10 protein-coding genes and 1 pseudogene are annotated in these 10611 nt (G+C 73.8%); 7 read left to right on the top strand and 4 right to left on the bottom strand.

Going from position 1 to position 10611, the window contains the following annotated elements; translation table 11 throughout:
* Nucleotides 1-95: 95 nt before the first annotated feature.
* A complete protein-coding gene (locus EDJALFJO_RS00115; RefSeq protein ID WP_143448189.1) occupies nt 96-725 on the bottom strand; it encodes a hypothetical protein in 630 nt (209 codons plus the stop codon).
* 325 nt (nt 726-1050) lie between these two features.
* On the opposite strand from EDJALFJO_RS00115, the gene EDJALFJO_RS36050 reads away from it, so the two are divergent.
* Both EDJALFJO_RS36050 and whiG read left to right on the top strand, forming a co-directional pair.
* Nucleotides 1051-2142 carry a tyrosine recombinase XerC gene (locus EDJALFJO_RS36050; RefSeq protein WP_304441260.1) on the top strand — a complete coding sequence of 364 codons (1092 nt, stop codon included), beginning with the start codon at nt 1051-1053 and terminating at the stop codon, nt 2140-2142.
* 19 nt (nt 2143-2161) lie between these two features.
* Nucleotides 2162-2977, top strand: coding sequence for an RNA polymerase sigma factor WhiG (whiG, locus tag EDJALFJO_RS00125; protein ID WP_088280988.1), 816 nt, complete (start codon nt 2162-2164; stop codon nt 2975-2977).
* 76 nt (nt 2978-3053) lie between these two features.
* Here whiG and EDJALFJO_RS00130 read toward each other — a convergent pair whose 3' ends face one another.
* From EDJALFJO_RS00130 to EDJALFJO_RS00140, 3 genes are all read right to left on the bottom strand, one after another.
* Nucleotides 3054-3881: a methyltransferase domain-containing protein gene (locus EDJALFJO_RS00130; RefSeq protein WP_088280990.1), complete on the bottom strand. Its 828-nt coding sequence runs from the start codon at nt 3879-3881 to the stop codon at nt 3054-3056.
* A 150-nt stretch (nt 3882-4031) separates the two neighbouring features.
* A complete protein-coding gene (locus EDJALFJO_RS36190) occupies nt 4032-4604 on the bottom strand; it encodes a M23 family metallopeptidase (protein ID WP_088280992.1) in 573 nt (190 codons plus the stop codon).
* Nucleotides 4605-4942: 338 nt separating this feature from the next.
* On the bottom strand, nt 4943-6178 hold the full coding sequence (locus tag EDJALFJO_RS00140) for a pyridoxal phosphate-dependent aminotransferase (RefSeq protein WP_088280994.1): 1236 nt from the start codon (nt 6176-6178) through the stop codon (nt 4943-4945).
* Nucleotides 6179-6513: 335 nt separating this feature from the next.
* Between EDJALFJO_RS00140 and rpsB the strand changes: the two genes are divergently transcribed.
* The 5 genes and pseudogenes from rpsB to EDJALFJO_RS00165 form a co-directional block, all read left to right on the top strand.
* A complete protein-coding gene (gene rpsB / locus EDJALFJO_RS00145) occupies nt 6514-7482 on the top strand; it encodes a 30S ribosomal protein S2 (RefSeq protein WP_088280996.1) in 969 nt (322 codons plus the stop codon).
* A gap of 199 nt (nt 7483-7681) precedes the next feature.
* A complete protein-coding gene (gene tsf / locus EDJALFJO_RS00150; RefSeq protein WP_088280998.1) occupies nt 7682-8509 on the top strand; it encodes a translation elongation factor Ts in 828 nt (275 codons plus the stop codon).
* 216 nt (nt 8510-8725) lie between these two features.
* Nucleotides 8726-9502: a UMP kinase gene (gene pyrH, locus EDJALFJO_RS00155; protein WP_088281004.1), complete on the top strand. Its 777-nt coding sequence runs from the start codon at nt 8726-8728 to the stop codon at nt 9500-9502.
* Nucleotides 9503-9616: 114 nt separating this feature from the next.
* Entirely contained in the window at nt 9617-10174 is a 558-nt protein-coding gene (gene frr / locus EDJALFJO_RS00160) for a ribosome recycling factor (protein WP_088281000.1), read from the top strand.
* A 4-nt stretch (nt 10175-10178) separates the two neighbouring features.
* Nucleotides 10179-10611: pseudogene (locus EDJALFJO_RS00165) on the top strand (hypothetical protein); the annotation flags it as partial.

Genomic DNA, 10611 nt, shown 5'->3' on the forward strand with positions numbered 1-10611 from the left:
CGGGGTGCCGGCGCCCCGGCCGGATGACGGCACCTGCCGCCGCTGCGCCGCCGGCAGGCTGCCGGGCCGGCCGCGAGGCGCTGCGGTCGGGGCGGCTACTCGTCCGGGTCTGACGGGAAGCCGCGGAACACCCCGTCCGGACCGGCGGCGTCGGCGAACTCGAAGAAGTCCATGTTGGCGATGAACAGATTCATCGCGACGTCGGGGACCTGGTCGACGGCGATCCGGAACGTGCTGCCACGCTCGCTCCAGAGGTCGACGTAGAGCACGCTCACCGTGTTGGTCGAGGCGGCCGCGCGGACCTCGGCCATCGTCCGGTCATCGGCGACGATCACGTAGCCGAGCAGGTCGTCCGGCCACGCGCCGGCCAAGCGGACCACGTCAAGGTTCTCGTAGCGGCGGTCCACCACCGCGTCGACGAGGCTCTCCTCCTGGCTGCCCCAGCCGCCGTCGCGGGATCGGCCTTCGAGGGCGGCAGCCACCGTCGCCCAGCCTGCGTCGTCGTCGAACGTCGTCCGGAGCAGCGGGGTCCGGCCGTTCCCGACGATCCCGCGCAGCGGTCCGACCAGTCCGCCGTCGTCCGGGCCCACCGCTGGTCCGCCTCTGGTGCCGCCCGTTCCGCGTCGACCGAACGCCGCGCGACCGGCGACCGCGCCGCCCGCCAGCACCCCGGCGGCGAGCAGTCCGCCGACGAGGACGGCTCGCCGTCCGGGCCTGTTCGTCATGGAGTGGATGGTGGCACGACGGCTCGGCGCTGACAGACCGATCAGCGGACGACCCTGCCGCAGGTCTGACGGCGGGGTGCAGCGCCGGCCGAAGCGGTCCGTCGTGTCGCGCACCGTAGGGCGTCCGGCGGCCGGGCGGGCGGCGCGGCTGCTTGAGAGACTCCCGACCGGGGTCCACGGTGGTGTCGTGGCCACCGACCGGGGACGGGCCGGGCCTGCGGCAGGTCCGGCCGCGGGCCCCGTCGCGCCGTCCGCCCCTCTTACCGGCCGAGGGGCCGCGCGCCAGGTACCCGCGGAGCCGTCGCCGGGACCGGTGCCGGAGCCTGTGCCGGAGTTGTCGCCGGCGTTGTCGCCGGCGGCCCTGGACGCGGTCGCCGGGTTCGAGCGGTTCGTCGCCATCGAGCGCGGCCGGTCGGTGCACACGGTGCGGGCGTACCTGGGCGACGTCCGGGCGCTCCTCGCGTTCGCTGCGGCCGACGGCATCGAGGACCCGGCCGACCTCGACCTCACCGTGCTGCGGGCCTGGCTCGCCGCGATGACCGCCGAGGGGATGGCCCGCACGACGATCGCGCGCCGCGGTGCCAGCGCCCGCGCGTTCACCGGCTGGCTGCGGCGCACCGGCCGCGCCGTCGACGACCCCGGCGGCCGGCTCCGCTCGCCGAAGGCCCGCCGGCCGCTCCCGCACGTGCTCCGGCAGCGGCAGGCCCTCGCGCTCATGGACGAGGCGCGACGGCGCGCCGACGGGACGACGGACCGGTCCCCGGCGGGCGCCGGCACTCCGCAGGGCCCACACGGCGCCCCGGACAGCCCCGGGCCGTCGGACGACGCGGCCGAAGGCCCGCAGTCCGACGGGCCGACGGCTGCGGTCGACGAACGGCGCGCGGCGACCGCGCACGCCCTGGCGCTGCGGGATAGGGCCGTCGTCGAGCTGCTCTACGCGACGGGGATCCGGGTGTCCGAGCTGACCGGGCTGGACGTGCACGACGTCGACGACGCGCGGCGGACCGTCCGGGTGCTCGGCAAGGGGGCCAAGGAGCGGGTCGTGCCCTTCGGGGTACCCGCCGGGCAGGCGGTCCGGGAGTGGCTCGAGGACGGGCGTCCGGTCCTCGCGGCCGCGACGCGCCCGGGCGCCGCAGGACAGCAGGCGCTCTTCGTCGGGGTCCGCGGGCGGCGGATGGACCCCCGTCAGGCCCGCGACGCGGTCTACCGGCTGGTCGCCGCGGTGGAGGGGACTCCTCCGATTGGGCCACATGGGCTACGTCATTCGGCTGCCACGCACCTTCTGGACGGCGGCGCGGACCTTCGTAGCGTTCAGGAGTTGCTTGGTCACGCTACGCTGTCGACGACCCAGATTTATACGCACGTCTCGGTGGAGAGGCTTCGTGCCAGTTACCAGCAGGCCCACCCGCGGGCCTGACCTCAAGAAGGGGGCAGCCGTGGTCGCCGACGTTGCGCCGGTGGACGACGACGCTGCAGACCCAGTCGCTGCGAACGAGGCGGCCCTGCGCCGGCTGTGGGAGAGGTTCAAGGCCGACGGTGACCCGGCGACGCGCGAGCGGCTGATCCTGCACTACTCGCCGCTCGTCAAGTACGTCGCGGGCCGGGTCGGTGTCGGCCTGCCGCCGAACATCGAGCAGGCCGACCTCGTCTCGTACGGGATCTTCGGGCTCATCGACGCGATCGAGAAGTTCGACATCGAACGCGCGATCAAGTTCGAGACGTACGCGATCTCCCGGATCCGCGGCGCGATCATCGACGAGCTCCGGGCGATCGACTGGATCCCACGGTCCGTCCGCTACAAGGCGCGCGAGGTCGAGCGGGCGTACGCGTCCCTCGAGGGGGAGCTGCACCGCACCCCGACCGAGGCCGAGGTCGCCGAGCGGCTCGGCATCGCCCTCGAGGACCTGCACGCGATCTTCAGCCAGGTGTCCTACGTCAACGTCGTGGCGCTCGACGAGCTGCTCACGGTCGGCGGCGAGAAGGGCGACAAGCTCTCGCTCGTCGACACCCTCGAGGACACCAAGGCCGAGGACCCGGTCACGGCGTTCGAGACCGAGGAGACGAAGTTCATCCTCAGCCGGGCGATCAACCAGCTCCCGGAGCGGGAGAAGATCGTCGTGACCCTCTACTACTACGAGGGCCTCACGCTCGCCGAGATCGGTCGCGTCCTCGGGGTCACCGAGTCCCGGATCTGCCAGATGCACACCAAGGCGGTCCTGCAGCTGCGCGCCAAGCTGCAAGAGGTCAGCTGACCCCGCGACATGCCCGTCGGAAGGGCCGGCCCCGCCACGGGGCCGGCCCTTCGGTGCGCCCTCCCACGGCGACGGCTCAGGGGCGGCAGACGATCTCGCCGTGCGGGACGACGAACCAGCCGTCGTCGGCGGTCGCCCACTCGAGCCAGCCGGCGCGCATCCGCTCCAGGTCGGCCCGGGTCGCCTCGCCGGACGCGAGCGCCTGGTCGGCGATCGCCGACCCGACGATCCGGTCGGCCCACAGGCCGCCCCACCAGGCCCGGCTCTCGGGGGTCGCGTAGCACCAGAGGGACGCGGACGCCGTCACCTCGGAGAACCCGGCGGCCCTCGCCCACGACAGGAGGCGGCGGCCCGCGTCCGGCTCGCCGCCCGTGGCGCGCGCCAGCCGGCGGTACAGGGCCAGCCAGTCGTCGAGCGCCGGGACCTCGGGGAACCAGGTGAACGCCGCGTAGTCCGCGTCCCGCGCGCCGACGACCCCGTCGGTCGCGCAGAGGGCCCGCATCCGGCGCAGCGCCCCGACCGGGTCCGGGACGTGCTGGAGCACCTGGTGCGCGTGGACGACGTCGAACGGTCCGTCGACGCCCGGCGCGACCTGCGGTGCATAGACGTCACCGACGAGGACGACCGCGTTCGTCGCGCCGGCCTCCGCGACGGTGCGCCCGGCCGCGGCGACGACGTCCGGGGCCGGGTCGACGGCGACGACCCGGCCGGGCGCCACCCGGGCCGCGATGTCGGCCGTGATCGTGCCCGGGCCGCACCCCACGTCGAGCACCGACGCCCCCGGCCGCAGGTACGGCGCCAGGTAGGCCGCGGAGTTGTCGACCGTCCGGCTCCGGTGCGAGCGGAGCACCGGCTCGGCGTGACCGTGGACGTAGCTGGGGGCTGGTGCGGGCTCGGGGCGCATGCGCTCGGCTCCTTCTCGGCAGGGTGGGTCGAGCGTAGGACGACGTCTCGCTATTCAAGAATCAAATATCAATATACGAGACGTCGTGCTCGGCCGATGCCGTCCGGCGTCGCGTGCCGCCCGCGGACGCACCGTGCGCCACGGTCGGGGTCAGCCGGCCCGGATCCCGGCACCCGGGACGGGCAGCAGTACCGGGGGCTCCCGCGGCCGCAGCAACGTCAACGGGTCCACGTAGCGGTCGTCGACGATCGCGCCCCAGTGCAGGCACGCATCCGGGGTGCAGTGGCCGCCGGCGGCGAGCGTGCCGAGGGGCTGCCCGGCGGCCACCACCGCCCCGGCCCGGACGCCCGCCGTGACCGGCTCGTACGTCGTCCGGATCCCGGAACCGTGGTCGACGGAGACCACCCCGCGGCCGGCGACGACCCCCGCGAAGCGCACCACGCCCGGCCCGGCTGCGAGCACCGGCGCTCCGGGCGCCGCGGACGCGGGTCGGAGGTCGACACCCCGGTGGCCCGGAGACCACGGGAAGGGCCCGACGTCGAACGGGCGGGCCACCCGGGGCACGGGTGCGAGCGGCCAGCGCCAGCCGTGGCCGGGAGCGGGGGCCGCGCCCGGCGGCCCCGCGCGCCCCGGGACCCGGGCGGACCTCTGGGGTGGTGCCGCCGCGGCGGGTGCGGTGGGGGCGTTCACCGCCGCGGCAGCACCGTCGGGGAGCCCGGCCACCCCCGCCGCCGGCGCCCCGCCCNCGGCGCCCCGCCCGCCGGTGCGGCGGCAGGCAGCCCGCGCGCGGCCGGACCCGGTTCGGCAGGGGTCGCGACCGGCGCCGAGGAGACGGCACCCAGCGCCACGGCGGCTGCGGCTGCGAGGGCGAGGAGGAGGGGGTGACCAGGCATGCGGCGAGCCTGCCCCGGGACGCCCCCGGCCCGCCGCGCCCGATGCCCCGGCTGTGGACAGTGGGACGAAACCCGACACTGGGGACGGGTCGAGCGCGTACAGATGTCAGTCGCAGTCGGCTGACCAGTTCGACATCCGGTCAGGCTCGTGCCGACATCGCGGACCGATCAGCCCCGGTGCAGCGCCTTGAGCCGCGCGACGGCGTCCGCGATGACCTCGGGCCGCTTGCAGAACGCGAACCGCACGAGCGACCGCCCCGCCTCGACGTCGTCGTGGAACACCTGGACCGGCACCCCGACGACCCCGGCCCGCTCCGGCAGCTCGCGGCACAGCGTCAGACCGTCCGCGTACCCGAGCGGGGCGGCGTCCGCGACGACGAAGTACGTGCCCTGCGGCACGCTCACGGTGAACCCGACGTCGAGCAGCCCCTCGACGAGCGCGTCCCGGCCGGCCTGCAGCCGGGTCGCGACCCCGGTGTAGAAGTCGTCGCCGAGCGCGAGCGCGTCGGCGACCGCCGGCTGGAACGGCCCGGCGTTGACGTACGTGAGGAACTGCTTGACGGTCGTCACCGCGTCGACGACCTCCTTGGAGGCGACGACCCAGCCGACCTTCCAGCCCGTCACGGAGAACGTCTTGCCCGCGGACGAGATCGTCACGACCCGGCCGGCCATCCCCGGCAGCGTCGCGAGCGGTACGTGCTCGATCCCGTCGAACGTCAGGTGCTCGTAGACCTCGTCGGTGACGACGAGCAGGTCGTGCTCGACCGCGACCCGCGCCACCGCCTCGAGCTCGGCGCGGCCCAGCACGTGCCCGGTCGGGTTGTGCGGGCTGTTGAGCAGGACGAGCCGGGTCCGCGGCGTCACCGCCGCCGCGAGCGCGTCGACGTCGAGCCGGTAGTCGGGGAAGCGCAGCGGCACCGTCCGGCGGACGGCGCCCGCGAGCGCCACCGACGCCGCGTAGGAGTCGTAGTACGGCTCGAGCGTGACGACCTCGTCGCCCGGCTCGACGAGCGCCATGACGCACGCGGCGATCGCCTCCGTCGCGCCGGCGGTCACGAGCACCTCGGTGTCCGGGTCCACCTCGAGCCCGTAGAAGCGGCGTTGGTGCTCGGCGACCGCGCGGCGCAGGGCCGGGACGCCGCGGCCGGGCGGGTACTGGTTGTTCGCCCCGAGGATCTGCGCCACCGCTCCGTCGAGGATGCTGCGCGGCCCGTCGGTGTCGGGGAAGCCCTGGCCGAGGTTCACGGCCCCGGTCCGGGCGGCGAGCGCGCTCATCTCGGCGAAGATCGTCGAGGCGAGCGTCCCGTCGGCACCGAGCAGGTTGGACTGGCGGGCGATCTCGCGCCAGCGGCCCCGCACCGGGGCGGTCGCGGCAGCGGCGGGGGTGCGGTCGGCGTCGGCCATGCGCGCAGCCTACGGAGCCCGGACGGCGTCCCGCACGGCCCGCGGCCGGGCGCCGCGGCCGTGCGGGGTGCTCACGGCGCGCGGCGTTTTGGTCGCCCACCGTGCCCCGGCGTACGATGCCCTCACGGCCGGCTCGTCCGGTCGACTTCGCGCGCCCGCAGACCGCCGCTCACGCGGCGGGGCGCACCGTCGGTCCGGTGACCATCCTCGGGTGGGTCTCCGGTGCGGTGCGACCGCAGGCGCCAGGCACGCCGTCCGCCCGGACGGCGTGAGGAACCGACAGGCGCCTTCGAGCCGGTGAACTCCGGCAGGCGCCGACAGGAGTGCTTCCAGCAATGGCTGTTGTCACCATGCGCCAGCTGCTCGAGAGCGGCGTCCACTTCGGGCACCAGACCCGCCGGTGGAACCCGAAGATGAAGCGCTTCATCTTCACCGAGCGCAACGGCATCTACATCATCGACCTGCAGCAGTCGCTGTCGTTCATCGACCGCGCCTTCGAGTTCGTCAAGGAGACCGTCGCCCACGGCGGCACGATCCTCTTCGTCGGCACGAAGAAGCAGGCCCAGGAGCCCATCGCCGAGCAGGCCGCGCGCGTCGGCATGCCCTACGTCAACCAGCGCTGGCTCGGCGGCATGCTCACGAACTTCCAGACCGTGCACAAGCGCCTCCAGCGCCTCAAGGAGCTCGAGCTCCTCGACTTCGACGACGTGGCCGGCTCCGGCATGACGAAGAAGGAGCTCCTCGTCCTGCGTCGCGAGAAGGACAAGCTCGAGAAGACCCTCGGCGGCATCCGCGACATGGCGAAGGTCCCTAGCGCGGTGTGGATCGTCGACACGAAGAAGGAGCACCTCGCGGTCGACGAGGCGCGCAAGCTCCACATCCCGATCGTCGCGATCCTCGACACGAACTGCGACCCCGACGAGGTCGACTTCAAGATCCCGGGCAACGACGACGCGATCCGCTCGGTCACCCTGCTCACGCGCGTCGTCGCCGACGCCGTCGCGGAGGGCCTCATGGCCCGCTCGCGCGGCAGCGAGACGAAGCCGGAGGCCGGCGCCGTCGCGGTCGACGAGCCGCTCGCCGAGTGGGAGCGCGAGCTCCTCACGCCGGCCGACGCGCCCGTCGCCGAGGCTGCTGCCGAGGCGCCGGTCGAGGCTCCGATCGAGGCTCCCGTCGAGGCTGCTGCCGAGACCGAGGTCGTCGCCGACGCCCCGGCCGAGGTCGCTGCCGAGGCCGAGGCTGTTGCCGAGGCTCCGGCCGAGGCTCCCGTCGAGGTCGCTGCCGAGAGCACCGAGCAGGCCTGACGTCCGGGCTCCTCACGGAGCCCATCGCGGACGACGGACGACCTGTCCGGTCCGGTCCCGGGCCACGCGCCCGGGGCCGGACCGGCGGGAGCACCGTGCCGGAAGTCTCCGGCGGCCCCGGGCGTTAACGCCTCGACGGGGCGCGTCGTCCGCGCACAGACTCGTTGCACACCATTCGGACAGGAGAGTCACGAAAGTCATGGCGAACATCAGCGCTGCTGACGTCAAGCGCCTGCGCGACCAGACGGGCGCCGGGATGATGGACTGCAAGAAGGCCCTGGAGATGAGCGACGGCGACTTCGAGAAGGCGGTCGAGTTCCTCCGCGTGAAGGGCCAGGCCAGCGCCGAGAAGCGCGGCGACCGCAACGCCTCCAACGGCCTCGTCGCCGCCCACGTCGAGAACGGCGTCGGGACCCTCGTCGAGATCAACTGCGAGACGGACTTCGTCGCCAAGGCCGAGCCGTTCGTCGCGCTCGCCGACCAGGTCCTCCAGCAGGCCGTCGCGATCAAGGCCGAGGACGCCGCCGCGCTCCTGTCGAGCGAGATCGAGCCCGGCAAGTCGGTCGAGCAGCTCCTCATCGAGAAGAACGCGACGATCGGCGAGAAGATCGTCATCCGCCGCGTGGCTCGCGTCGAGGCGCCGCACGTCGCGACGTACCTGCACCGCACGAGCCCCGACCTGCCCCCGCAGATCGGCGTCCTCGTGGGCGTCGACGGCGAGTCGGACGTCGCGCGCGACGTCGCGATGCACGCCGCCGCGATGGGCCCGAGCTTCCTCACCCGCGAGAACGTGCCGGCCGACGTCGTCGAGACCGAGCGCCGCGTCGCGGAGCAGAAGTCCCGCGAGGAGGGCAAGCCGGAGCAGGCGATCGAGCGGATCGTCACCGGCCGGGTCGACGCGTTCTTCAAGGACAACGTGCTCCTCGAGCAGAAGTTCGCGAAGGACCCGAGCAAGACGATCCAGCAGCTCCTCAAGGAGGCCGGCGTCGCAGCGACCGGCTTCGCCCGGTTCAAGGTCGGCGCCTGAGCACCACCGACAGGCACGCCCGAGCATGACGGCGGCGGTCGCACCCGGTCCTGGGGTGCGACCGCCGTCCGTCGTCCGGGCCCTGCCGGGCCCGCTGGAGGGCCGTCCGGGCGACCGGTGGGGGCGGAGCGCGCCGAGCACCCTCCGGAGTGCGGCAGACTGGCCCGCGGACCACAGGGCGAGACAGCCGGCACGATCGATCGGGGCGGAGTGGACATGACCGCGGAGGGACTGACCGTGGACCTTGAGCAGCTGGACGACCTGGACGCCGAGGGCTCCGGCGCGCGCTACGGGCGGGTGCTCCTCAAGCTCTCCGGCGAGGTCTTCGGCAACGGCAAGCTCGGCGTCGACCCCGACGTCGTGCACCGTCTCGCCGAGCAGATCGCGGTCGTCGTCCGGGAGGGCGTGCAGGTCGCGGTCGTCGTCGGCGGCGGCAACTTCTTCCGCGGCGCCGAGCTCGCGCAGCGCGGCATGGACCGCGCCCGCGCCGACTACATGGGCATGCTCGGCACCGTCATGAACTGCCTGGCGATGCAGGACTTCCTCGAGCAGGCCGGTATCGACACCCGGGTGCAGACCGCCATCACGATGGGCCAGGTCGCCGAGCCGTACATCCCGCGCCGGGCGATCCGCCACCTCGAGAAGGGCCGGGTCGTCATCTTCGGCGCCGGCCTCGGGGCGCCGTACTTCAGCACCGACACCACGGCCGCGCAGCGTGCGCTCGAGATCAAGGCCGACGTCGTCCTCATGAGCAAGAACGGCGTGGACGGCGTCTACACGGCCGACCCGCGCACGGACCCCGACGCCCGCAAGCTCGAGGAGGTCACGTACGCCGACGCCCTCCGCCAGCGGCTCAAGGTGGTCGACGCGACCGCGTTCAGCCTCTGCATGGACAACCGCCTGCCGATGATCGTCTTCGGCATGGAGGGTGAGGGCAACGTGGCGCGCGCCGTCCGGGGTGAGAGGATCGGGACGCTCGTCACCGCCGGGTAGGAACAGGTAGCGAACCCGCACGGACCGGACGACGACTCAGGACACGGACGCCCCGGCTCGGGAGCGTCCCGGCAGTGACCGGGCGGCCCCCCGCCCGGAGACGAAGGAGCGACGGTGATCGACGACACCCTCCTCGAGGCCGAGGAGAAGATGGACAAGGCCGTCGAGGTGGCCAAGGAGGACTTCTCGGCCATCCGGACCGGCCGGGCGAACCCCGCGATGTTCAGCAAGATCATGGTCGACTACTACGGTGCGCCGACCCCGCTGCAGCAGCTCGCGTCGTTCCAGACGCCCGAGGCGCGCGTCATGATCGTGAACCCGTACGACCGCGGCTCGATGACGGCGATCGAGAAGGCGCTGCGCGACAGCGACCTCGGCGTCAACCCGTCGAACGATGGCAACATCATCCGGCTGGTGCTCCCGCAGCTCACCGAGGAGCGCCGCAAGGACTACATCAAGATGGCCAAGCACAAGGCGGAGGACGCGCGGGTCTCGGTCCGCAACATCCGCCGCAAGGCCAAGGAGGAGCTCGACCGCATCGTCAAGGACGGCGAGGCGGGCGAGGACGAGGTCACCCGCGCGGAGAAGGAGCTCGACGCCTCGACGAAGCGGCACGTCGACACCATCGACGAGCTGCTGCGTCACAAGGAGTCCGAGCTCCTGGAGGTGTGACGACGTGAGCGACCCGGACCCCGGCACCGAACCCGCGCGACGCCGTCGCGGCGGTCCCGCGCGCGTGCACGACGACGACGCCTCCTGGGCGGACGTCGTCGGCGCGCGGGCCTGGGGCCAGGGTCAGGCCGGTGGTCAGGGCGGACACGGCGGCCACGCCGCTCCCGAGGCCGACACCCAGATGATCGTGTCGCGCCGCTCCCGGCGGCGCGACGGGCAGGACGTCGTGGCGGAGGCGCCCTACGTGGACGTCCCGGCCGCCGCACCGGTGCCGGACGTCGTCCCGGTCGCGGACGTCGTCCCGCCGGTCCCCGCCGTCGAGACGCCCCGGCGCCCGACGGCGACTGTCGCCACGCCTGCCGCGGTCGCCGCACCGGTCGCCGCGCCGGTGGCCGCCGCACCCGTCGCCGCGGCACCCGTCGCCGGGGCGACGGGTG

It is taken from the genome of Kineosporia sp. A_224 (assembly GCF_002198655.1).
GTDB lineage: Bacteria > Actinomycetota > Actinomycetes > Actinomycetales > Kineosporiaceae > R-H-3.

What these genes read in the sequence shown, in the direction of transcription:
- EDJALFJO_RS00140 (WP_088280994.1), bottom strand. Translation starts at nt 6,178, where the DNA reads ATGGCCGACGCCGACCGCACCCCCGCCGCTGCCGCGACCGCCCCGGTG.
- EDJALFJO_RS00130 (WP_088280990.1), bottom strand. Translation starts at nt 3,881, where the DNA reads ATGCGCCCCGAGCCCGCACCAGCCCCCAGCTACGTCCACGGTCACGCC.
- tsf (WP_088280998.1), top strand. Translation starts at nt 7,682, where the DNA reads ATGGCGAACATCAGCGCTGCTGACGTCAAGCGCCTGCGCGACCAGACG.
- EDJALFJO_RS00115 (WP_143448189.1), bottom strand. Translation starts at nt 725, where the DNA reads ATGACGAACAGGCCCGGACGGCGAGCCGTCCTCGTCGGCGGACTGCTC.
- rpsB (WP_088280996.1), top strand. Translation starts at nt 6,514, where the DNA reads ATGGCTGTTGTCACCATGCGCCAGCTGCTCGAGAGCGGCGTCCACTTC.
- pyrH (WP_088281004.1), top strand. Translation starts at nt 8,726, where the DNA reads ATGACCGCGGAGGGACTGACCGTGGACCTTGAGCAGCTGGACGACCTG.